Genomic DNA, 24,259 nt, shown 5'->3' with positions numbered 1-24,259 from the left:
GCGCGCGGGTCTCATGTGCCGTGCGTCGTTGCCGCTTTCTGGCAACGACGCACGGCGAATTGCACGTCAGCTACGTCAGTCCATGAGCCGCCTCCGGCGGCCTGTTTAGGGCAAGGGTTGCCTGGTCGGTTTTGCCAAAACCGCAAAACCGACCAGGCAACCAAGGCAGCGCGCAGCGTTTTTTCGCAAAAGACGCGAAAAAACGCTTTTTTGTAGAGCGCGCCAAAGGCAAAAGCAAAGACAAAATCAAAGGCAAAATCAAAACCTCGGAGGCTCTGCCTCCGAACCTCCGCCGGGGACCTTCGGTCCCCGGTCCCCTGCGACAGGTATCACCCCTCCCCACGCCGCGCACGCTGCATCAACTGAATGAACACATCCTCCAAAGTCGGAGCATCCTCCCGCCAAACAAAAGCCGGATCCGCAAAAAACGGCTCCAGGGAAGCCAACAACCGCTCCCGATCCGCCCCGCCGACATGCAATACCGCACCAAAAGGAGCCACCAGATCCACACCCGGCAAACCATTCAACCGCCGCGCCAACACGCCACTCTCAACACCCGCCCGAACCGGCGTGATGGAAAACGTGGTCAAACCAACCCCGCGAATCACCTCCTCCACGCTCCCGGTCGCCAACAACCGCCCATGAGCGATGTAGGCGATGGCATGACACCGCTCCGCCTCGTCCATGTAATGGGTGGTGACCAGAACAGTCAACCCCTCGGCAGCCATGGCATGGATCTGCTCCCAAAACTCACGCCGCGCCTGGGGATCCACCCCGGCGGTCGGCTCGTCGAGAAGCAACAAACGCGGCTTGTGCAACAAACAGGCCGCCAACGCCAGACGCTGCTTCCAACCGCCGGAAAGAGCACCAGCCAACTGATCACGCCGGGCAACCAAACCAAGCCGCTCCAAAGCCTCCTCGACCCGCGCCTTGCGTCCCGGCAGACCATGCACGCGAGCGGCAAAATCAAGATTCTCACGGATGGAAAGATCTTCGTACCAGGAAAATCTCTGGGTCATGTAACCCACCTGGCGCTTGATTTCGTGCGCCTGGGAACGGATGTCCAACCCCAGACATCGCCCCTGCCCCTCGTCCGGAGTAAGCAAACCACACAACATGCGCATGGTGGTGGTCTTGCCGGAACCGTTCGGTCCGAGAAACCCCATGATGCGCCCCTGGAAAACGGAAAGACTCAAATGATCGACCACAGTCCGCTGGTCGAACCGCTTGGTCAGCCCCTCGACCTCGATGGCGGCGTTCATGAGGGCGGTCGGACCCCCGATGCCAGATCAGAGGAAGGCCGGACCCCCGCTGCCAGATCAATGGTCACCGGTTGACCGGGATGCAACCGCTCGGCGTGGGCATCGGGCAACGCCTCGACGGCAAAGACCAGCTTCTCCTTGCCCTCGCGGGAGTAAAGCACCGGCGGGGCATAAACCGCCTCGGCGGCAATGTGGGAGACATGGGCAGTCAGATCCGCCGGACACCCGGCACAGACCAGAGAGAGCTTCGCGCCCGGCGACAGACGACCGATCGCCTCGGCGCCCAGAAAAAAACGGATCGTGACCTGACCGGGCGGCAGAAGCGTGATGACCGGTTGCTGGGCCGCGACCGCCTCTCCCGGTCTGAACAGCACCTCCTCGATCAGCCCGGCAACACCAGCCTGGGCGGTCCGTTGACGCAACAGCCATTCGGCACGGCGCAGACCGGCCTCGGCAGCCCGGAACGCCGCCTCGGCGGCCTGAATCTCGGCCTCGCGTCCCCCCTCGCGCGCCACCTGGATGGTGGCCTCCAACTCCTCCACCCGCGCCGCGTCGCGCTGTCGGGCCGAAATGAACTCATCCAACCGGTCCCGACTGGTGGCGTCGCTCCGGATCAGGCTCTCCTGACGCGCCTTGCGCAGGGAACTTAAACGCAAATTGGCCTCGGCCTGGTTGCGCTGATATTCAATAACTTTGATTTCGCTCGATTTTTTGCCAGTCAGAAGATTGTCGCGTTGCGCGCGCGCGCGCTCCAGATTGGCCTCGGCCTCGGCGACCGCCAACCGTTCCAGATCATCCTCAAGCACAAACAACACCGCGCCAGCCTCGACCCGCGCCCCCTTGGCGACCCTCACCTCGGTGACACGCCCGCCTGTCGGCAGACCGATGCGCACATACTCCCCTTCCACATACCCTTGCACGGTATGGGCCGGCTGCTCCTTGCAGCCGAGCAGGAGAAGAAGGGGAAGCAAGACAAGAATTTTCATGCGAAACCGAATCAAAAATCCAACCATGACCAGGATGAACGGTCATGCTAGCATCCAGCCCAAGGCGCGGGCAAGCGGACGCGAGGATGCAGTGCGTGAAGCCTGAATCGCCCTGTGCGGACCCAGGCCGGTCAGGTTGACCAACCGTCCCGTGAGTCTGTATTCCCACGCTGCCGGGAATGCCCGCCTCCCATCGACAAAAATCACGCCACGCGATTCAACGTCACGATCCTGCCCATCACATCCTCGAGCATGGGATCCACCACCACCTCGCGCACCAGCTCCTGTTTGGCGGTTTCGTCGTCCGAACCGCTGACCGTGTTGGCATCCGCGCCGAAGAGGGTTTCGAGCAGAATGCGCGTCAGGACGTTGCGCATCTTGGTTTCGGTGACCTCGGAGGTGGTGGTGTTCAAAGAAAGCCCCTGATCCGAGATCTCCAGTTGATAATCCGGACCAAAACCGTCGAACGGATTGCCCTGGCTGGAGGCCCCCAGCCCGGAGGTGGCGGAAAGGGCAACCATGGCGATGGTGGAACTCGAGATCATCATGGCGAATATCCTTTGCGAGCGGTTCAAAAGGATTTATAAGAATTACGATATCGCGGGAGGTTTTGATTCCCGTTAAGCCTCTGTATCGGCACCCGCCGCCTCGGACTTTACCCTTCTCTTGGCTTTTTGATCGGCGACCCCTTCGTGACCAACATCGATTTTCTCGCAAACCTCAACGAACCCCAACAACAGGCGGTCATGGCCTCGGAACGCGCCCTGATGGTGCTGGCCGGCGCCGGATCCGGCAAGACGCGGGTTCTGACCCGTCGGCTGGCGCGTCTGTTGTATCAGGGCGAGGCCGGCGCCGGCGAGATCCTGGCCGTGACCTTCACCAACAAGGCGGCCATGGAGATGCGTGAGCGGGTCGTCCAGCTTCTGGGACTCGACGAAACGGTGGCGCGGCGTTTGTGGGTCGGCACCTTCCACGGCATGGGCGCGCGCATGCTGCGTGCCCATGGGGAGCGGATCGGCTTCGACGGTCTCTTCACCATCCTGGACTCGTCGGATCAGCAACGGCTCATCAAACGGCTCGCCGAGCAGCGCGAGATGGTCGATGCCTACTGGACCCCCAAGCGGCTCGCCTCTTCGATCAGCCGATGGAAGGATGACGGGCTCGGTCCCGAGGATCTGGCCGAAACCCGTTTGAAATTCTCTCGGGATCTGATGCGCGTCAGCGACTTCTACGCCGCCTATCAGGATGAGCTGCGCCGTCTGAACGCCATGGATTTCGGAGATCTGCTTTCCAACTGTCTCAAACTCTGGGACCGTTCCCCGGAGGTGCTGAATGCCTACCGGCAGCGTTTTCGCCACATTCTGGTAGACGAGTATCAGGATGCCAACAAGGTTCAATACGACTGGATGCGGCGTCTGGCCGCGGATTCCTCCTTGTGCGTGGTGGGCGACGACGATCAGCTGATCTACAGCTGGCGCGGGGCGCGGCTGGACAACATCCTGAAATTCGAAGAGGATTTCCCGAATGCCCGCATCATCCGCCTGGAGCAGAACTATCGTTCCACGGGGAACATTCTCCGCGCCTCGGGTGGGTTGATCGATCACAATCTGGGTCGCAAGGGCAAAACCCTCTGGACCGAGGGGGAGGAGGGTGCGCCGATCACCATCCATGTGGCCGAGGACGGGGAGGACGAGGCGCGTCACGTCACCCGCGAGATCCTGCGCCTGGTGCCGGAAAAGTCTTTCAACGACATGGCGGTCTTGGTACGCACCTCCAGTCAGACGCGACTCTTCGAGCAGACTTTCCACGAATACAACATCCCCTATCGGATCAGCGGTGGTTTACGGTTCATGGATCGCGCCGAAATCAAGGACGCGGTGGCCTATCTGCGGCTGGCCTACTCGTCCCGTGACGATCTGGCTTTCGAGCGCATCATCAACGTCCCAAGTCGCAAGCTCGGGCCCAAGGCGTTGGAGGAGATTCTGGCCGCGGCCCGCGAGGTGGAAGGGTCGTTGTTGGAGGGGGCGCGGCATCTGATCGGGCTCAAGGGTTCGGGCAGCGCGGCGATGGGCAAGTTGAGTGCCTTTGTCCGGTTGATCGACGCGGCCCATGCGATGTTGGACGTGGAGCATCCGGTGGCGGTGTTGGATCATCTGTTGGACGAATCCGGCTACAAGGATGCGGTGGAGTTGGAGGAACGGCGCAACGACATTCGGGAGAACCTGACGGAGTTGCGTATTTTCCTCTCCCAGGTCGATGATCTGGGCGGCTTTCTGGAGCGTGCCGCCCTCGAGGCCGATCCACCCGGAACCGAGCGTCGGGATGATGGCATCAATCGGGTGGTGATTTCCACCTTGCACGCGGCCAAGGGTTTGGAGTTCCCGGTGGTGTTTCTCGCCGGTTTGGAGGAGGGTTTGTTGCCGCACAAGATGGCGGTCGAGGAGGGTGGCGCGGCAGCGGTCGAGGAGGAGCGGCGTTTGACCTATGTGGGCATGACGCGGGCCAAGGAGCGGTTGTTTTTGAGTCACGCCCGTTCGCGGCGGTTGTTTCAGCGGTTGGAGCCGGCGATTGCGTCGCGGTTTCTCAAGGAAATTCCCCCCGAAACCATTCAGAAGCGTGAGGCGCCGGTGATGGCGCGACGTGGGGTGGGGATTCCGAGACCAAGGAGGCCATTCTATTCATAGGGACGGAGACCGGGGACCGAAAGTCCCCGAAAAACCGTTACGGGGGACCGGGGGCCGAAGGTCCCCGGCAGAGGTTTGGAGGCAGCGCCTCCAAGGTTTTAATTTGATTTTTCTTGTTTTTTAGCGCGCTCTTCAAACAAGCGATTTTCACGTCTTTTGTGAAAATCGCTGCGCGCCGCCTTGGCCGCAGGAACGTTTCGCGCCTTTGGCAAAGCGTTCCCGCGAACATCCCCCCTACTCCACCCGCAACGACACATCCACCGACCCGGCGCTGTGGGTCAACGCCCCCACGGAAATCAGATCCACCCCGGTCTCGGCCACGCCGCGAATCGTCTCCAACGTCACATTGCCACTCGCCTCCAGAATCGCCCGTCCCGCCACCAAGGCCACGGCACGCCGCAACCCGGCCAGATCCATGTTGTCCAACAAAATCACCTCCACCCCGACCGCCAACGCCTCCTCGACCTGCGCCAACGTCTCGCACTCCACCTCGATGCGGTGCAGATGACCCACCCGCGCCCGCAACCGGGCCACGGCAGCCGTAATCCCACCCGCCAACGCCAGATGATTTTCTTTCACCAGTATGCCATCGTCCAGACCCAGACGGTGATTATGGCCACCACCGGTGCGCACCGCATATTTCTGCATCGAACCCAACCCCGGCGTGGTCTTGCGCGTGTCCACCACCCGCGCCTTGGTGCCGGCCACCCGTTCGACATAACGACGGGTCACCGTGGCAATGGCGGAAAGGTTCTGAAAAAAATTCAACGCCACCCGCTCACCGGTCAAGATCCCGCGCGCCGGCCCCTCGACCCGACAGATCGCCTCCCCGGCACCCACCACCGCACCCTCGACACAGGCCGGCTCCAGACGAATGCGACCATCCACCTGGGAAAAGACCTCGGCCATCACCGGCAGACCGCAGGCCACCAGCTCCTGACGCGCCCACAACACCGCACGTCCGGTCTGTCGATCATCCACCAGCACCTCGCTGGTCAGATCACCACGCCCGATATCCATCTCCAGGGCACGGGTCACGATTTTTCGCCCGTTGCGATCGATCATGCCACCCCTCCCAAACGCCGCATGCGCGCCAGGGCATCCTCGAGCACCTGCCGCTTTTCGGTGAATTCACGCGCCTTGGCCTGCTCGCCGGCCACCACCTCGGGCTTGGCATTGGCCAGAAAACCGGCATTGCTCAACTTGCCGGTCACCCGCGTCAGATCGGTTTCCAGCTTTTGCAACGTTTTTTCCAGACGGGCGATCTCCACCGCCGGATCGATGATTCCGGCCAGGGGGATGAAAATGCGCATCCCCGGCAATACCGCCGTGGCCGCCCCCTCCGGAATCTCGCCGGTCAACTCCGACCACCCCTCCAGACGGGCCAGAACCGCGATCAACCCCTCGTGACGCCGCAAGATCGCCAAGGCCTCCGGCTCGCCGCTCGCCAACACCGGCAAACGCCGACCGGGCGGAATGTCCATCTCGCCACGCACGTTGCGCACCGCAGTCACCAGGGCCATCACGAACTCGGCCTCGGCCTCCAGGGTCTCGTCCTCGAATCCGGCCTCGACCACCGGCCAGGGGGCGCGCATGAGCGTGGCTCCGCCCCGACCGATCAAGGGGGCGACCTTCTGCCACAACTCCTCGGTGATGAACGGCATCAACGGATGCAACAGCCGCAAGGAGGAGTCCAACACCGTCACCATCACCCGGCGGGTATGGTTTTTGTCGGTCTCGGCCAGCCCGTCGTCGTAGAGCACCGGCTTGACCATCTCCAGATACCAGTCGCAAAACTCGCCCCACAGAAAACGATGCAGCGCGGCGGCGGCCTCGTCGAAACGATAACGCTCCATGGCCGCGTCCATGGCCGCGATCACCTTCTGCAACCGGGAGAGGATCCAGCGATCCGGCAAGGTGCGCGGCGCGACCGGACCGGCGAGCGCATGCCCCTCGACGTTCATCAGCACGAAACGGGCGGCGTTCCAAAGCTTGTTGCAGAAGTTCCGATACCCCTCGACCCGCGCCAGATCAAGCTTGATGTCACGTCCCTGCACGGCGAGCGCCGCCATGGCGAAACGCAACGCATCGGTGCCGAAGGCCGGAATCCCCTGGGGAAACTCGGCACGGGTGGCGGCGGCGACCTTGGCGGCCAGTTGCGGCTGCATCATGTCGCGGGTGCGCTTCTCCACCAGGCTCTCCAGGTCGATGCCGTCGATCAGATCCAGCGGATCGAGGATGTTCCCCTTGGATTTGCTCATTTTGTTGCCGTCCGCGTCACGCACCAGACCGGTGATGTACACCTCACGGAACGGCACCTCGCCGGTGAACTTCAACCCCATCATGATCATCCGGGCCACCCAGAAAAAAATGATGTCAAAGCCGGTCACCAGCACGTCGGTGGGATAGTAGCGGGCCAGCTCCGGGGTTTTCTTCGGCCAGCCCAGGGTGGCGAAAGGCCAGAGGGCCGAGGAGAACCAGGTGTCGAGCACATCCGGATCGCGGGTCAATTTCACGATCTGGCCATAGTGCTCGGCGGCCATCTCGTAGACCATCTCCTCGCAGTTGCAAACGAACGGATGGCCATCCGGACCATACCACACCGGAATGCGATGGCCCCACCAGATCTGCCGCGAGATGCACCAATCCTGAATGTTGCGCATCCATTCGAAATAGGTCTTGTCCCAGTTGCCGGGAATGAAACGGATGCGGCCATCCTCCACCGCGCGAATCGCCTCCTCGGCCAGGGGCGCGGCCTTGACGAACCACTGATCGGTCAGGTACGGCTCCAACACCGCCTTGGTGCGATCGCCACGCGGGATCATCAGCTTGTGGTCGTCGATCCGCTCCAGGAGGCCGGCATCCTTGAGATCCTCGACCACCTTCTGACGGGCCACGAAACGGTCCAGACCGCGATAGGGCTCCGGGGCCTGATCGTTGATGCGGGCGTTCGGAGTGAAGATGTTGATCACCGGCAGGCCATGCCGGGCCCCCACCTCGTGGTCGTTGAAATCGTGGGCCGGGGTGATCTTGACGCAACCGGTCCCGAAGGCCGGATCCACATGGGTGTCGGCGATCACCGGGATGCGCCGTCCGGTCAGGGGGAGGATCAACTCCCGCCCCACCAGATGGGCATGCCGTTCGTCGTCGGGATGGACCGCCACGGCCACATCCCCGAGCATGGTCTCCGGACGGGTGGTGGCCACCACGACGTAACCATCCCCCTCGGCCCACGGATAGCGCAGATGCCACAAGAAGCCGCGTTCCTCCTCGGAGATCACCTCCAGGTCGGAGACGGCGGTCAACAACACCGGATCCCAGTTGACCAGCCGCTTGCCGCGATAGATCAACCCCTCGTTGTACAGCCGCACGAAGGCCTCGCGCACCGCGTGGGAAAGCTCCGGATCCATGGTGAACCGTTCGCGGCTCCAGTCGCAGGAGGCCCCCAGACGCCGCAACTGCCGCACGATGGTCCCGCCCGACTCCCCCTTCCACTTCCAGACCCGCTCCAGAAAGAGCGCCCGCCCCAGATCGTGACGGCTGCTCCCCTCGGCCTCCAACTGACGCTCTACCACCATCTGGGTGGCGATGCCGGCGTGATCGGTGCCGGTCTGCCAGAGCACCGGACCCCCACGCATGCGCCGTTGCCGGATCAGGGCATCCATGATGGTGTCTTGAAAGGCGTGTCCCATGTGCAGACTGCCGGTCACGTTCGGCGGCGGAATCATGATGCAGTAGGGCGGCGCATCCGGATGGGTGTTGGATGGGGCGAAATAGCCCCGTTCCTCCCAGAGCGCGTACCAGCGACTCTCCACGCTGGCGGCATCGTAGGCTTTAGGCAAGGTCGATTCGGACATGATGTTTTTTGACTCTTTCGGATTTTCAAGCAGGTCTGCAAAAGGATCCGGGGGCGGTAATCGCCCCCGGTGCGGATCTGAAGGTCAAACCTTCTTTCGTGTTACCCATTTCGTTCAGCGCACGCCGTTCCGGCTGACCCGGCTCTCAGCGCCCGCCCTTGAGCCGCTCCAACTCCTCGCGGATCACCTCCTCGAGCAGTACCGGCAACCGCTCGGACAACACCTCGCGAATCCAGGAACGGGCCACCTCCTCCACCTGGTCGCGAATCGCCGCCCGCATCGGACTGGCATCCATGGCCTCCCGCACGTTGAACGGCGACGGGGCGGCAGGCTTCGGGGCCGGGGCGGGTTCGGGGGCCGGCTCGGGCTCGGCGGGGGCCGGCTCGGGCTCGGCGGGGGCCGGCTCGGGCTCGGCGGGGGCCGGCTCGGGCTCGGCGGGGGCCGGCTCTTCTTCCGGCTCGGGGGTCGGAGCGGGTTCGGACGCGGGCTGCGTGGGCACCGGACCCAATGCCAACACCAGCTCTTCCTCCTCCTCTTCGTTTGCCGGTTCGGATTCGGGCTCGACTTCCGGTTCAGGCTCCTCCTCGGCGACAGGCTCCTCCTCGGCGACAGGCTCCTCCTCGGCGACAGGCTCCTCCTCGACGACAGACTCCTCCTCGACGACGAACTCCTCCTCGGCGACGGGCTCCTCCTCGACGACAGGCTCCTCCTCGGCGACAGGCTCCTCCTCGGCGACAGGCTCCTCCTCGGCGACGAACTCCTCCTCGGCGACAGACTCCTCCTCAGCGACGGGCTCCTCCTCGGCGACAGGCTCCTCCTCGGCGACAGGCTCCTCCTCGGCGACGAACTCCTCCTCGGCGACAGACTCCTCCTCAGCGACGGGCTCCTCCTCGGCGACAGGCTCCTCCTCGGCGACGAACTCCTCCTCGGCGACAGGCTCCTCCTCGACGACAGACTCCTCCTCGACGACAGGCTCCTCCTCGGCGACAGGCTCCTCCTCGGCGACGAACTCCTCCTCGGCGACAGGCTCCTCCTCGACGACGGGCTCCTCCTCGGCGACAGACTCCTCCTCGGCGACAGGCTCCTCCTCGGCGACGGGCTCCTCCTCGGCAGCAACTTCCGCTTCCGGTTCGGATTCGGGCTGCGTGAGCGCCGGACCCAATGCCAACATCAACTCTTCCTCATCCTCTTCTTCGGCTGCCGGTTCGGATTCGGGCTCGACTTCCGGTTCAGGCTCCTCCTCGGCGACAGGCTCCTCCCCGGCGATCTCCTCGACCAGATCCTCCTCGGCAACAGGCTCCTCCTCGGCGACAGGCTCCCCGGCGACAGGCTCCTCCCCGGCGATCTCCTCGACCAGATCCTCCTCGGCGACAGGCTCCTCCCCGGCGATCTCCTCGACCAGATCCTCCTCGGCGACGGGCTCCTCCCCGGCGATCTCCTCGACCAGATCCTCCTCGGCAACGGGCTCCTCCTCAGCGATCTCCTCGACGATCTCCTCGGCGGCAGGCTCCTCCTCAGCGATCTCCTCGGCGATCTCCTCGGCGACAGGCTCCTCCCCGGCGATCTCCTCGGCGACAGGCTCCTCCCCGGCGATCTCCTCGGCGGCAGGCTCCTCCTCGACGATCTCCTCGACCAGATCCTCCTCGGCGACAGGCTCCTCCTCGGCGATCTCCTCGACCAGCTCCGGCTCGTCGGGCTCCTCATCCAGCTCCGGCCCGGCCTCCATCACCTCGTCCACCACCGCCTCGATCTCGGCCTCCAGCATCTCTTCCGCCAACTCGGGCGCGACGGCGATCGCTTCCCCGCTCTCCCCGGCGCTCTCCTCGACCCGTTCCGATTCGTCGGGCTCCTCATCCAGCTCCGGCCCGGCCTCCATCACCTCGTCCACCATCGCCTCGATCTCGGCCTCCAGCGCCTCATCCGGATTCAGCGCCTCGTCCGTGGCCGACTCCTCCTCCTCGAAATCGCCACCCGCCTCGAAGTCCGGATCCACCTCCGGATCCTCCGCCAGCGCTGCGGATCCCTCGGCCTCGGCACCGAACTCCTCGTCCGATTCAAACGCCTCGTCCAGATCCGACTCCCCTTCATGCGGATGCGGATGGTCATGATGGTCGTGACCGTGCTCCTCCTCGCCGTCGGACGCCTCGCCGGCATCCGGATCGGCGGCATGATCCATGAACGACAGCGCCACCTCCATGCCGGACAGATCCAGGGGCTCCTCGTCATCCAGATCCATCGGCACCCCATCCATCTCCGGCACCTTGGGTTCAGCCGTCTCTTCCAGCTTCATGTCGCCTCCCATCGCCAAACCCTCGCGCGCCAGGGCATTCTCGTCCAACACCGATTCCAGCTCCACTTTGGCGGGTTCGGTTCCGGGGACCGCGGATCCAGGCTCCGGACCTGCTTCGCCCGCCTCCATCAGCAACCCCTCGTCATCCCCATCCAGCAGATCTTCCAGCGAGGCAAGAATCTCCTCCATCGAGGGACCGGCATGATCCTCCGGAGCGTGCGACGTATCCGTTCCCAGGAAGGTGCCCCCAAAGGGGCCTTCGGTCTCATCCGACTGGGACTCTTTCTTTTTGTTCTTTTTTCCAGACATCGCCTTCACTCCGCCTTATCGCCTCTTTGCGGACGAATCACCATCCGAGCGTCACGCGCACCGAATCGAACATCACCCGGAAGACATTGCCGCGCTCCACCGCGTTGCCCGCCACCAGATCCCGGGTGAACAGCTCCTTGCCGCCCGCCTTGACCACCACGGCGCCGATCTTCTGACCCGTCTGGATCGGGGCCACCAACGGTTCGTCGTAGGAGACCCCCACCTCCACCGAACCCCGCTCCTTGCGCGGCACGGTCACCACCAACGGTTCGCTGACGACCCCTTCCACCTCCCGTTCGGTCCCCTTCCACACCCGCAACTTGCGCACCGTCGCCTTGGCGTCGAAGAACTTGACCGTTTCGAACATCCTGTTCCCGTAATGGATCAGGCGCAAGGCATCATCCTCGCGGATCTTGCGGGTTGTCGCGCCCATCACCACCGCCACCAGACGTTGCCCCTCCTTGTCGCTGGTGGCCACCAGGCAATAGCCGGCCTCGCGGGTGTGACCGGTTTTCAGACCGGTGACGATCGGATCGCGCCACAGGAGATTGTTGCGGTTGTGTTGGCGTATACCGTTGAAGGTGAACTGTTTTTCCTGGGAGTAATGGCTGTATTGCGGGAACTTGCGCATCAGGGACACCGCCAGCGTGAACAGATCCCGCGCCGAGGTGTAGTGTTCGGGATCCGGCAGACCGGTGGCATTGGTGAAATGGGTGTTGGTCAACCCCAGCTCCACCGCCTTGGCATTCATCTTGGCGACGAAGGCGCTCTCGGAACCGCTCAGGTGTTCGGCCATCACCACGCAGGCATCGTTGCCGCTCTGGATGGCGATGCCGCGGATCAGATCCTCCACCTTCACCTTGTCGCCCACCTTGACGAAGGTCTTGGAGCCACCGGTACGCCAGGCGTTTTCGCTCACCAGCAGTTCGGCGTCGAGCTTCACCGTGCCGGCGGCCAGGGCCTCGTAGATCAGATAGAGGGTCATCACCTTGGTCAGGGAGGCCGGTGGCAGGCGTGTATCCACATCCTGGGCATGGATGACCCGTCCGGAGTCGATATCTCCCAACAGGCCCGCCGTGCCGCGCACCTTGGGGGGGGCCTCGTCCGCGGCCAACGCCACGCCGACCAGCAACGGCATCAGCAACAGCATGACCACCCACGAAATGGCACGATGGGGACCCATCCCCCACCCGCGCAACCCCGATGCGGAGGTTTCACGGTCAAATTGAAGCTCAGTTCTCATGGCGACCACGGTTGGCGACTCACACGGTTGTTACGGTTGTTCATGGAATTCTCACCCCGGTTCATCCTCAATCCCGGATGATCACGGCCTCGCCGATCTCCAACTTGCGGATGGCGCGCTCCACCCGTTCGGCCTGCTCGACGGTGGCGAACGGTCCCAACCGCACCCGGTACATGATGCGCGCGCCGATGGAGCTTTTGATGATCTTGGGCTTGCCGACATTGCGCAAGCGCCGCTCCACCTCCTGGGCATTCTCGTAGCGTCCGAAGGAGCCGACCTGAATGTAGTGATCCTTGCCGCCGCCCCCCTCTTTCCACGGGGTGTCATGCACGGTTTCGCGGCGTGGCATGGGCGAAGGCGGGGCGTCCGGACGCTTGCGCGGGATCTCCGCCGGTTCGGCCCTGGTCAGCATGCCCAGGGCCTCGACGCGCACCCGCGCCAAACCTTTCTGGGCATAGCCGAGCTGTTCGGCGGCGGCGAAGGAGAGGTCGATCAGACGGTTGTCGATGAACGGACCGCGATCGTTGACCCTAAGCTCCATGGAGCGGCCATTGTCCAGGTTGGTCACCCGCACCATCATGGGCAGAGGCAGGACCGTATGGGCGGCGGAAGGTTTGAACATGTCGAACCGTTCGCCGTTGGCGGTGGGTCGGTCGTGGAACTCGCGACCGTACCACGACGCCATCCCCTCCTCGACATAGCCGGCGGCCTCCTGTTCGGTGAGGGGGTAGTAGGTCTTGCCGAACACCTCGTAGGGCTTGGAAGTCCCTTTTTTGATCGTGGTCGATTTTTTCGGCTGGGATTCGACCTCCGGGGTCTCCGGAAAGCGCCCGCAGGCCGCGGGCAGCAGCAACAGAATCAGCAGCCAAACCCTCAGCCCCAAGAAACCTCGTTTCCGCATGCTTTCTCCATCCGGCGCAACTCACGGGCGAACTCACACACCACCATGGCGAACCGGTTGGATCGATTCCAGCGTGTGATCACCCAAAAATTCATGAAGGTCATATAATAACGGGGTCCATCCCGTTCTTCCAGGACAATAAGCGCCAAACCCTCCTCCGGCGCGGGTTCCCGTTCGTGAACGGGCCAGGTGATGCCGGCTTCGCGCCACTCGCGCCAGGGGCGACGGGAGGCCGCGGAGGGCGACACCAGGGTGGCCAGTTCCGGACGGGCGGGGATCTCCTGGACCAGGGGGGCCTCCGGGCACCAGCCGTGGTTGAAGAGAAACGAGGCGATGGAGGCCAACGAATCGGTCAGGTCGCCCACCACGTCGCGGTGGCCATCCTGGTTGAAATCCACGGCATGGCGGCGCAGACTGCTCGGCATCATCTGCACCTGGCCCATGGCCCCCGCATAGGAGCCCTTGGGTTTGCGCGGATCCCACCCCTCTTCGCGACAGAGCAGCAGAAACGCGCGCAACTCCCCCTGAAAATACTCCGCGCGGCGCGGATAGCGGGTGGAGAGGGTATACAGGGTACGCAGCACGTTGAAGCGGCCCTGATTGTTGCCGAAATCGCTCTCCAGCCCCCACAGGGCGACCACGAACTCCGGCGGTACCTGGTAGAAGGCCTCCACCTCGGCCAGAAGCGAGCCATGGCGGTTCAGCAAACGCCGGCCAATGTCGATGCGCCGCCAGTTGAGCACCATGGCGCGGTATTTGAAATAGGGCTTGGCCTCGGCCTGGTGATCCATCAGACGGAGCACCTTGGTATCCGGCTCCAGGGGGGTCAGCAGCCTTTCCAGCCACTCCGGATCGAAACCATCCTGCTCGATCCAGGGCACAAGCCACGGATAACGGCTCAACCATGCCTCCGTCGCCTCCGCCTCGCGGCTCCACCACGCCCACGACCCCAGGGCCAGAACGCCCATTCCACCCAATCCGCGCAGCAGCGCGCGCCGTCCGGCATCCGGAGTCTGGGAGGCGCGCGCGATCCCTTGCTCTCGGCCCGGACCGGGTGCATGCTGGATTCGCTGGGCTCTTCTTGGCATGGTTTCGTTCATCACGCGGACAGTCAGGATCCCCTTTTTTTCCATGGAAGCAGCACCCGAAGGGCCACGGATGAGGGGCAAGGGGGACTCCCCCCATCATGGATGTTGATGCATGATACAAAATTCGCCACCAATAAAAACCGTTTTTCATGCGTTCGACCCATGAAAAGCTTCCTTTCCGATGCAACCCGCGTGCGTCTGCGGCATCTGTTGCCCCTTTTGGCCGGTCAGGAGCGGGCTTTGGCCATCGGATTCCTGCTCCTGGTGGCCACCAACGCCAGCGCGGCGGCCATCCCCTATCTGATGAAACTGGCCACCGAAGACCTGATGAACCGCGCCCCCATCGATCTCCACCTGATCGCCCTGGTGGGGGTGGCCCTGGCCAACGCCTTTTTCCGCGTCCATTCGCGCACGCGCATTTTCGGCATCGGTCGCGACGTGGAGTTCGCCCTGCGCGCCCGCTACCACGCCAAGCTGCTCTCGTTGGACCTCCCCTTTCTGGAGCGGGAGCGTACCGGAGACCTGGCGGCCCGCGCCGCCGCGGATGTCAGCGCGGTGCGCATGTTCGTGGGGCCTGGTTTCTTGCAGAGCTCCAACGTCATCATGGCCTATGCGGCCACCCTGCCGGTGATGCTCGGCCTGGATCCGGTGCTCACCGTCCTCACCCTGGCCCCGATCCCGATCGTCATGGGGGTATCGCGTCTGCTCACCCGGCGCATGTACCGCCTGAGCCGCGTGGTGGCGGATCGTTTCGGCGCCCTCTCCGGCTTCATCCAGGAGAGCATCTCCGGCATCGCCGCCATCCACGCCCACGCCCGCGAGGCCGACTGGAACCACCGCTTCGCCGCCGAAACCGACGAACTCTCTTCAGCCGCCCTGCGCCACGCCAAATTGCAGAGTTTGTTTGGTCCCATGGTGCTGCTGGCCGGGGCCACGGGCGGATTCATCATCCTGGCCCATGGGGGCGGACAGGTGGCCGCGGGCGTGTTGACCATGGGGGATTTCGTCGCCTTTTCCGGCTATCTGGCCATGCTGATCTGGCCCACGGTCGGTTTTGGCTGGATTCTGACCGTCATGCAACGGGGTCTGGCCGCCCTCGACCGCATCAGCGGCGTGCTGGACGCCCAACCCTTTCTCGATCCGAAAATCGCCGACGCCCCTCCCGGCTCCGCCCGCTGGCAGGGGGCCATCCGGATCCGGGATCTCGATTTCGCCTTCAAACCCGGCACGCCGGTCTTGCACGGCATCTCGATGGAGATCCCGGCGGGCGGGCTGACCGGCCTGGCCGGTCGGGTCGGCTGCGGCAAGTCGGCGTTGTTGCAGCTCCTCGCCCGGCTCTACCCGGCGCCGGCGGGACGGGTGTTCCTCGATGACCAGGATCTGGCGACCATCCCGGAGGCGGAACTGCGTCGCGAGTTGGCCATGGTGCCGCAGGAGAGTTTTCTGTTTTCGGCCCCGCTGCTGGAAAATCTGCTCCTGGATCGGGAGGATCCGGATCGGACGCGCGCCGGACGGGCGCTGGAACTGGCCGCCATGACGGATGAGACGACCCGCTTTCCCAAGGGGATCGACACCCTGATCGGCGAGCGGGGCATCACCCTCTCCGGCGGCCAGCGGCAACGCGCCTCTTTAGCCCGCGCCCTGGTCGGCGATCCGGCGATCCTGCTCTTGGATGATGTGTTCTCCCATGTGGACGCCCGCACCGAGGAGCGGATCCTGGACGCCATCCGCGCCGAAAGCCGGCAACGCACCGTGGTTCTGGTCTGCCATCGGGTCGCCGCCCTGAAACGGGCCGATCGGATCTTTCTGCTGGATGATGGCCGGATCGTGGCCAGCGGCGATCACGCCACGTTGCTCGCCACCTCGCCCCTTTATCGGGATCTGCACGATACCATGAGCCGCGCCGAGGCCCTGGAGGCCCTTTCCGAATGATGTCTGCGCATGCGCGGCTTTTGCCCTGGAACTCCCGAAGGGAGGTCCAGGGTACGGGGGGTGAGGGGGGGAGCCCCCCATCCTGTCAAATTTTGCCCTGGAACTCCCGAAGGGAGGTCCAGGGTACGGGGGGTGAGGGGGGGAGCCCCCCATCCTGCACGTTGCTTGATTGTTTTTGCCCTGTCATCATGAATAAAAGACATTCATTGCCAATGGAGCATTCCAGAATCGCGCAGCAGGCCAGACTGACCGACTGGCAGAACTCTCCCAGCTTCAGCGCTCTGGTCACGCAACTTCGATCCCGGTTTCCCCAGCCATGATGCCCGCCGTTCAGGCCGATACCGAAGAGACCCGTTACGGCGCCTTCTGGGATGCCCGGTTGATGGCCCGTTTCCTGAGCTACGCCACCCCGCACCGCGGCTGGCTTATGCTGGCCATGCTCATGCCGCCCATCGGCGCCCTCTCGCAACTGGCCCAGCCGCTGGTGATTCAAATGGCAGTCGATCGCCATCTGGTCACCGGCGACATGGAGGGGTTTGGCGGACTGCTCGCCCTGCTCGCCGGACTGGGGGTGCTTCAGTTCGTCAGCGGCTATCTGCAATCGACCATCAACGCCAGGCTCGGTCAGCGGGTGATCAGCGATCTGCGTCGCGAACTTTTCGCCCATCTGATCACCCTGGATGCCGCCTACTTCGCCAAAAACCCCAGCGGGGCGCTCACCAACCGCATCGCCAACGATGCCGAGGCGATCAGCCAGATGGTCAGCGCCGGGTTGATCAACCTGATCGGCGACATCCTGCTTTTGATCGCCATCGCGGTCGGCATGGTGGTCCTGTCGCCGCGACTGTCGCTGGTGGTGCTTTTGATGATGCCGGTGGTGATCGGCGTGGCGTTTCGCGTCACCCAGCGGATGCGCATGATCCAGCGTCACGGCACCCTCCTGATGGCCCGCATGACCGCGAAGCTCACCGAGGAGAACGAAGGGCGCGACGTGGTGCGGTTGTTTCATCAACAAAAGGCGGCCACGGAGCGGTTCGGCGCCTTGAACCGCGAACATCGCGCCAACGCCGACAAAAGCAATCTTCTGGAGGCTTTTCAGTTCAGCTTCGTCGAGACCGCCTCCACGGTGGTGGTGGCGGTTCTTTTCTGGCATGGCGCTGGCCTGATGACCACGGGTGAGATCACGATCGGGGTGTTGACCGCCTTCATCGACGCGGTGAGGCGTCTGTTTTTCCCGATCCGCGACCTGGCCGGCAAGTTCACCACCATGCAGTCGGCGATGAGCGCCCTGGAACGGGTGTTCGCGCTGCTCGACACGAAACCCGCCATCGTCGATCCCCCCGAGACGCGCGACCAGACCCTGCCCGCCCGCCCGATGGGGGCGATCCGGCTGGCCGGGGTATCGTTCGCCTATGGTGAGGAGACGATCCTTGCCAACATCGATCTGGAGATCGCCCCAGGCGAGCGGATCGCCATCGTCGGCCCCACCGGCGCCGGCAAGAGCACCCTGATCAAGCTGATCAACCGTACCATCGAGGCCCAATCCGGGCAGGTGACCCTCGACGGCATCCCGGTCGGACGGATCCCTCTGGCCATTCTGCGTCAGTGGGCCGGGGTGGCGCGCCAGGAAACCTTCCTGTTTTCCGGCACCATCGCCGAGAACATCGGCCTGTTTGACCCGCGCATCGATCGGGCCCGCATCGAACGGGCCGCCGAGGAGTCCGGGGCCATGGCCTTCATTCGGCAGTTGCCGGATGGCCTGGATGCCCGTCTCACCGAGCGCGGCAGCAACCTCTCCGCCGGACAGCGGCAACTGTTGGGCATGACCCGCATCCTGGCCCTGGATCCGCCGATCCTGATCCTGGACGAGGCCACCAGCTCCGTGGACGCGGTGAGCGAACGTCTGATCCAGGCGGCCCTCGAGCGGATCATGACCGGACGGACGGCGGTGATCATCGCCCATCGACTCTCCACCATCCGCCATGTGGACCGGATCATCGTGCTCGCCAAGGGGCGGATCATCGAGTCTGGCAGCCACGAAGCCCTTCTGGCCCACGGCGGCCTGTTCGCCCAGTTGCACGCCTTGCAGTTCCAGGACCCCTCCGACGCGCAGCCGATCCGGTAACATGAAATATCCCTTGACGAGCTTTGATCAATTTTTTATTATTTTCTAATATTTGTGCATGAGCGAAAGGGATAAGCATCTTCTTGCTCGAAAAAAATGTATTTATATTCCGGGAATCCGTTGACAAATTTGCAGGCTTCAAGGCAACATAAGCGGCAATTTGTCTTTGGGAATCGATTCTGCCACCCGACTGCACAGGCTGCGCCCTTGAAACTCGTCATCGCCACCCGCAACCGCAAGAAAATGGAAGAAATCCGCCGGATTCTGGCTCTTCCGGAGAACGACCCGTTCTCCCTTGACGATTTTCCCGGTTGCCCCGAAGTGGTCGAAGACGGTTTGACCTTCACCGAAAACGCCGACAAAAAAGCCCTCGCCGTGGCCCGCTTCACCAATCTGCCCGCCCTGGCCGACGACTCCGGCCTGGTGGTCGATGGCCTGGACGGCGCGCCGGGCGTTTTCTCCGCCCGCTACGCCGGCGACGAGGCTTCCGATGCCCAGAACGTCGCGAAACTCCTCGACGAATTGGCCGCACGTCCCCAGGCGCCCCGCTCCGCCCGCTTCGAGTGCGTGCTCTCCCTGGCCGATCCGAACGGCAGAACCGCCCACTTCACCGGCACCGTCGAAGGTCGCATCGCCGACCAGCCCATGGGTCACAACGGTTTCGGCTACGACCCGATCTTCATCCCCCTCGGACACGACCTCACCTTCGCGCTGATGCCCGCCGCCGACAAGGATGCCATGAGCCACCGGGGACGCGCCCTGGCGGCGCTGGCCAAGAACATTCATAAATTTTTTGATCCAAATAATAATCTTGTCCCATAACCGAATCGTTACCATCCTACTCGTCCAGGAGACTCGATCAACATGTCAAAACTCGTCCCCCCTCACGGCGGTGGTGAACTCAAACCTCTCATGCTCGCCGGCGACGCCCTCAAGCAGGCCAAGGCGCGCGCCAAGGATCTGGATCAGATCAAGATGAGTTCGCGGGAAGCCTGCGACCTGATCATGCTGGGCATCGGTGCCTTCACCCCCCTCGATGGCTTCATGGGCCACGAAGACTGGAAGGGTGTCTGCGAGAACATGCGTCTCACCTCCGGGGTGTTCTGGCCGATTCCGGTCACCCTTTCCACCACCCACGGCCAGGCCAACAACCTCAAGATCGGTCAGGAAGTCGCCCTGGTGGACGAAGAGTCCGGCGAGATCGGCGGCATCATCACCATCACCGAGAAATACACCATCGACAAGGGTCTGGAGTGCCGTTCGGTGTTCGGCACCGAGGACAAGGAGCACCCTGGCGTGCTCAAGGTGATGGAGCAGCCGGAAGTGAACATCGCCGGTCCGGTGGTGGTGCTCTCCGAGGGTGAGTTCCCGACCAAGTACGGCAACATCTACATGCGTCCGTCCCAGACCCGCGAACTGTTCGAGGAGAAAGGATGGAGCCAGGTGGCCGCCTTCCAGACCCGCAACCCGATGCACCGTTCCCATGAGTTTCTGGCCAAGATCGCGGTCGAGACCATGGACGGCGTGTTGATCCATCAGATTCTGGGCAAGCTCAAGGCCGGCGACATCCCGGCGGAGGTGCGCGCCGAGGCCATCGACACCCTGATCGACAACTACTTCGTGAAGGATACGGTCATCCAGGCCGGCTATCCCATGGAGATGCGCTATGCCGGGCCGCGCGAGGCGCTGTTGCATGCGGTGTTCCGTCAAAACTACGGCTGCAGCCACCTGATCGTCGGTCGCGACCATGCCGGCGTGGGCGACTATTACGGCCCGTTCGATGCCCAGCACATCTTCGACAAGGTTTCCGAAACCGATCTGCGCACCCGTCCGCTCAAGATCGACTGGACCTTCTACTGCTACAAGTGCCAGGGCATGGCCTCGCTGAAAACCTGCCCGCACGGCAAGGATGATCGTCTGTTGCTCTCGGGCACCAAATTGCGCAAAATGCTCTCCGAGGGCGAACAGCCGCCCGCCGAGTTCAGCCGCCCCGAGGTGGTCAAGATCCTCCAGGCCTACTACGCCTCCCTCAACGAGGGCGAAAAGGTCGAGGTCAAGCTGCACAAAGCGGCCACCGGTTGATCTTTAACCGTCGCGGCTGTATTATCGAAAGCTGTACCGCTGGGGAGACCGGGGAGCGTCCCCCCAGCGGGAAATAGGTACCGAATGGACGGGGAGGTCCCGTCGGAGTCAACTGTTTTTAGTTTTGTCATCAACAAGTCTTAGGAGAACATCATCCATGCCAAGTTTCGTCATTCAATCCAAGTGCGACGGCTGCAAGGGTCAGGACAAAACCGCCTGCATGTACATCTGCCCCAATGACCTCATGAAGCTCGACAAGCAGCGGATGAAGGGGTTCAACCAAGAGCCGGATCAGTGCTGGGAGTGCTATTCCTGCGTCAAGATCTGCCCGCAGCAGGCCATCGAAGTGCGTGCCTATGCCGACATCGTTCCGATGGGCGGTGCGGTCATCCCGCTGCGTGGTTCCGACTCCATCATGTGGACGATCCAGTTCCGCAACGGCAACGTCAAGCGGTTCAAGTTCCCGATCCGCACCACCGCCGAGGGTTCGATCGACCCCTATGCCGGCAAGCCGACCGCGGATCTCTCCAAGCTGAACGATCCCGGCTTCTTCAATCTGGCCGCCTCCGACCTGCCCAAGGTTGGTGCGTAAGCTGGCCGGATTTTGAGTCATCGCATCCGAGAACCTAAATATCGATCCTTCAGAGAGGAGATTGTTTGACATGGGAAGCTTTGGTAATCCCGATATCGAGACCGTTGACACCGACATCCTCATCATCGGTGGTGGCATGGCCGCCTGTGGCGCGGCCTACGAAGTGATTCGCTGGGCTCCTCCCGGCACCCGTATCCGTCTGGTTGACAAGGCCTCCATGGAGCGTTCCGGCGCCGTGGCCCAGGGTCTGTCGGCCATCAACACCTATCTGGGTGGCCAGGATCCGGCGGACTATGCCCGCATGGTGGCCAACGACCTGATGGGCGTCACCCGCGATGACCTGTGCTGCGACGTGGGTCGTCACGTGGACAACTCGGTCGATCTGTTCGAGGAGTGGGGTCTGCCGATCTGGAAGCAGCCGGGCGACGAGGAGAAATCCCTCAAGGACGGCGGCAAGCCGGTCCGTTCCGGCAAGTGGCAGATCATGATCAACGGCGAAAGCTACAAAACCATCGTGGCCGAAGCCGCGAAGAAAGCCCTGGGTATGGAAAACATCCAGGAGCGCATCTTCATCGTCAAGCTGCTGTTGGACGCGAAGGAAGAGAATCGCATCGCCGGCGCGGTGGGTTTTTCCAATCGCGAGGACAAGATCTACGTCTACACCGCCAAGGCGATCCTTTTGGTGGCTGGTGGCGCGGTGAACGTGTTCCGTCCCCGTTCCGTGGCCGAGGGCATGGGCCGCACCTGGTATCCGGTTTGGAACGCGGGTTCCACCTATGCCATGGCGATCCAGTCCGGCGCCGAGCTGACCATGATGGAAAACCGTTTCGTGCCGGCCCGCTTCAAGGACGGTTACGGCCCGGTGGGTGCCTGGTTCCTGCTCTTCAAGGCCAAGGCCACCAACGGTCGCGGTGAAGTCTACATGGACACCAACAAGGAGATGTTGAAGGACTATCCTCCTTATGGTCTCGCCAAGATCCCGGCCACCTGCCTGCGCAACCATCTCATGATGAAGGAGATGCGCGAGGGTCGTGGTCCGATCATGATGCGTACCGACATCGCGTTGCAGGCTCTGGCCGCCTCCTACGAGGAAGAGTTCGGTCCCAAGGAAGCCAAGAAGAAGATCAAGCATCTGGAAGCCGAGGCGTGGGAAGATTTTCTCGACATGTGCATCGGTCAGGCTGGTGTGTGGGCGGGCGAGAACATCGAGCCGGAGATCACCCCCTCCGAGCTGATGCCGACCGAGCCCTATTTCCTGGGTTCGCACTCCGGTTGCTGCGGCATCTGGACCACGGGTCCGTCCGACCTGGCTCCGCCGGAATGGCAGTGGGGCGATCAGCCGCCGAAGCCGGGTGAGGATCCGGTTCCGGGGCAGAAGAACTACAACCGCATGACCACGGTCAAGGGTCTGTTCACGGCTGGTGACGGCGTGGGCGCTTCGGGTCACAAGTTCTCCTCCGGTTCCCATGCCGAGGGTCGCATCGCGATCAAGTCGGTGTTGCAGTGGGTGTTGGATCACAAGGACTATGTTCCGACCCTGGACAAGGGTGCCAACGAGCTGGCCGAGGAGATCTACAAGCCGGTTCGCACCTACATGGAGCACAAGGACTACAGCACGGCGGAGGAGGTCAATCCTCACTACATCACCCCGCGCATGTTGCAGGCCCGTTTGCAGAAGATCATGGACGAGTATGTGGCTGGCGTGGGCACCATGTACACGACCAACTGCACCATGATGGAGATCGCGGTCAAGAAGTTGACCGAGCTGAAGAAGGACTCCGAGAAGATGATGGCCCGCGATCTGCACGAGCTGATGCGCGCCTGGGAGAACTATCACCGTATCTTCGCGGGTGAGGCGCATCTGCGTCACATGTTGTTCCGCAAGGAGACCCGTTATCCGGGCTTCTACTACAACATGGACTACAACTTCGTGGACGAAGAGAATTGGAAGTGCTTCGTGAACAGCACCATCAACCCGAAGACGGGTGAGTGGTCGGTGTTCAAGCGCGCCCACAAGGATCTGGTTGCGAAGTAAGTTTGATTGAATGGATGGAAAGAGGGGCGCGGTCCGAAGGGATCGCGCCCTTTTTTTTTGGGCTGGCGTCGAGATGGATTCCAACCGTTGCGGGGGACCGGGGGCCGAAGAGGGGGTGGGCTGGCGTCGAGATGGATTCCAACCGTTGCGGGGGACCGGGGGCCGAAGAGGGGGTGGGCTGGCGTCGAGATGGATTCCAACCGTTGCGGGGGACCGGGGGCCGAAGAGGGGGTGGGCTGGCGTCGAGATGGATTCCAACCGTTGCGGGGGACCGGGAGCCGAAGAGGGGATGGGCTGGCGTCGAGATGGATTCCAACCGTTGCGGGGGACCGGGGGCCGAAGGTCCCCGGCGGGGGGTGGGGCAGCGCCCCACGACTTTTCCTTTTCGACTTTGACTTTCGATCCCTACTCTCTACAGGTCCATCAATTAAACTTGTTTTGGCGCGCTCTTCAAAAAAGCGTTTTTTCGCGTCTTTTGCGAAAAAACGCTGCGCGCTGCCTTGGTTACCCGTGACGTTTTGCTCTTTTGCAAAACGTCACGGGTAACCCTTGCCTCAAGCGGGCCGCCGAAGGCGGCTATGGGAGATCGGATCAGGCGGCGGAGGGACGAGCGCTTCAGCCATGCGAATCGCCCCCTCGGTCGCCCTGACGGGCAACCGAGGGGGCACTTAAGACGGCGCGCGCTTGCGCGATTTTTCGCAAAAGACGCGAAAAATCGCTTATCGTGAAAAGCGCGCGAAAGTCAAAAGCAAAAATCAACGTCAAAAGCCAACACTATAAAGTCAAAAGACAAACCTCAGGGCTTCGCCCCGAACCCCACCAGGGGCCATTGGCCCCTGGACCCCGCCAAGTTGGAACCAGATCCCACCGCAT

The 24,259-nt window shown here is 62.9% G+C and carries 16 protein-coding genes; 7 read left to right on the top strand and 9 right to left on the bottom strand.

Features of this window, described 5'->3' with window-relative positions:
* Positions 1 to 329: 329 nt before the first annotated feature.
* The 3 genes from ACOY6C_RS14990 to ACOY6C_RS14980 form a co-directional block, all read right to left on the bottom strand.
* Positions 330 to 1,262 (bottom strand): ABC transporter ATP-binding protein, encoded by a 933-nt coding sequence (locus ACOY6C_RS14990; RefSeq protein ID WP_420906328.1) that lies wholly within the window; start codon positions 1,260 to 1,262, stop codon positions 330 to 332.
* A complete protein-coding gene (locus ACOY6C_RS14985; protein ID WP_420906327.1) occupies positions 1,259 to 2,233 on the bottom strand; it encodes an HlyD family secretion protein in 975 nt (324 codons plus the stop codon). Before ACOY6C_RS14985 ends, ACOY6C_RS14990 begins: the two co-directional genes overlap by 4 nt.
* Before the next feature lie 218 nt (positions 2,234 to 2,451).
* Positions 2,452 to 2,796, bottom strand: coding sequence for a hypothetical protein (locus ACOY6C_RS14980; protein WP_420906326.1), 345 nt, complete (start codon positions 2,794 to 2,796; stop codon positions 2,452 to 2,454).
* Between the two features lie 144 nt (positions 2,797 to 2,940).
* Here ACOY6C_RS14980 and ACOY6C_RS14975 point away from each other — a divergent pair, with 144 nt between their 5' ends.
* Positions 2,941 to 4,932, top strand: a complete 1,992-nt coding sequence (locus tag ACOY6C_RS14975; protein WP_420906325.1) for an ATP-dependent helicase — start codon at positions 2,941 to 2,943, stop codon at positions 4,930 to 4,932.
* 234 nt (positions 4,933 to 5,166) lie between these two features.
* Here the strand turns inward: ACOY6C_RS14975 and nadC are convergent, their stop codons facing one another.
* The 6 genes from nadC to ACOY6C_RS14945 form a co-directional block, all read right to left on the bottom strand.
* Positions 5,167 to 5,997, bottom strand: coding sequence for a carboxylating nicotinate-nucleotide diphosphorylase (gene nadC / locus ACOY6C_RS14970; RefSeq protein ID WP_420906324.1), 831 nt, complete (start codon positions 5,995 to 5,997; stop codon positions 5,167 to 5,169).
* Positions 5,994 to 8,789: a valine--tRNA ligase gene (locus ACOY6C_RS14965; protein ID WP_420906323.1), complete on the bottom strand. Its 2,796-nt coding sequence runs from the start codon at positions 8,787 to 8,789 to the stop codon at positions 5,994 to 5,996. Before ACOY6C_RS14965 ends, nadC begins: the two co-directional genes overlap by 4 nt.
* Before the next feature lie 145 nt (positions 8,790 to 8,934).
* Positions 8,935 to 11,388 (bottom strand): hypothetical protein, encoded by a 2,454-nt coding sequence (locus ACOY6C_RS14960; RefSeq protein WP_420906322.1) that lies wholly within the window; start codon positions 11,386 to 11,388, stop codon positions 8,935 to 8,937.
* Between the two features lie 37 nt (positions 11,389 to 11,425).
* Complete coding sequence (locus ACOY6C_RS14955) at positions 11,426 to 12,571, bottom strand: D-alanyl-D-alanine carboxypeptidase family protein (protein ID WP_420906321.1); 1,146 nt, start codon at positions 12,569 to 12,571, stop codon at positions 11,426 to 11,428.
* Positions 12,572 to 12,698: 127 nt separating this feature from the next.
* Positions 12,699 to 13,514, bottom strand: coding sequence for a septal ring lytic transglycosylase RlpA family protein (locus tag ACOY6C_RS14950; RefSeq protein ID WP_420906320.1), 816 nt, complete (start codon positions 13,512 to 13,514; stop codon positions 12,699 to 12,701).
* A complete protein-coding gene (locus ACOY6C_RS14945; protein WP_420906319.1) occupies positions 13,505 to 14,665 on the bottom strand; it encodes a lytic murein transglycosylase in 1,161 nt (386 codons plus the stop codon). Before ACOY6C_RS14945 ends, ACOY6C_RS14950 begins: the two co-directional genes overlap by 10 nt.
* A 117-nt stretch (positions 14,666 to 14,782) precedes the next feature.
* On the opposite strand from ACOY6C_RS14945, the gene ACOY6C_RS14940 reads away from it, so the two are divergent.
* The 6 genes from ACOY6C_RS14940 to aprA all read left to right on the top strand — a co-directional run bounded on the left by ACOY6C_RS14940 (position 14,783) and on the right by aprA (position 23,386).
* Positions 14,783 to 16,552: an ABC transporter ATP-binding protein gene (locus tag ACOY6C_RS14940; protein ID WP_420906318.1), complete on the top strand. Its 1,770-nt coding sequence runs from the start codon at positions 14,783 to 14,785 to the stop codon at positions 16,550 to 16,552.
* Positions 16,553 to 16,868: 316 nt separating this feature from the next.
* The gene (locus tag ACOY6C_RS14935; protein WP_420906317.1) at positions 16,869 to 18,677 is read left to right on the top strand and encodes an ABC transporter ATP-binding protein; all 1,809 of its coding nucleotides are present in this window, start codon (positions 16,869 to 16,871) and stop codon (positions 18,675 to 18,677) included.
* A 207-nt stretch (positions 18,678 to 18,884) separates the two neighbouring features.
* On the top strand, positions 18,885 to 19,499 hold the full coding sequence (locus tag ACOY6C_RS14930) for an XTP/dITP diphosphatase (protein ID WP_420906316.1): 615 nt from the start codon (positions 18,885 to 18,887) through the stop codon (positions 19,497 to 19,499).
* Between the two features lie 42 nt (positions 19,500 to 19,541).
* On the top strand, positions 19,542 to 20,759 hold the full coding sequence (gene sat / locus ACOY6C_RS14925) for a sulfate adenylyltransferase (RefSeq protein ID WP_420906315.1): 1,218 nt from the start codon (positions 19,542 to 19,544) through the stop codon (positions 20,757 to 20,759).
* A 157-nt stretch (positions 20,760 to 20,916) separates the two neighbouring features.
* On the top strand, positions 20,917 to 21,351 hold the full coding sequence (gene aprB, locus ACOY6C_RS14920) for an adenylyl-sulfate reductase subunit beta (protein ID WP_420906314.1): 435 nt from the start codon (positions 20,917 to 20,919) through the stop codon (positions 21,349 to 21,351).
* 70 nt (positions 21,352 to 21,421) lie between these two features.
* Positions 21,422 to 23,386 carry an adenylyl-sulfate reductase subunit alpha gene (gene aprA / locus ACOY6C_RS14915; protein ID WP_420906313.1) on the top strand — a complete coding sequence of 655 codons (1,965 nt, stop codon included), beginning with the start codon at positions 21,422 to 21,424 and terminating at the stop codon, positions 23,384 to 23,386.
* Positions 23,387 to 24,259: the final 873 nt, after the last annotated feature.

Source organism: Candidatus Magnetaquiglobus chichijimensis (assembly GCF_045865675.1).
Taxonomy (GTDB): domain Bacteria; phylum Pseudomonadota; class Magnetococcia; order Magnetococcales; family Magnetaquicoccaceae; genus Magnetaquiglobus; species Magnetaquiglobus chichijimensis.
This window is presented reverse-complemented; position numbering and strand designations above follow the sequence as displayed.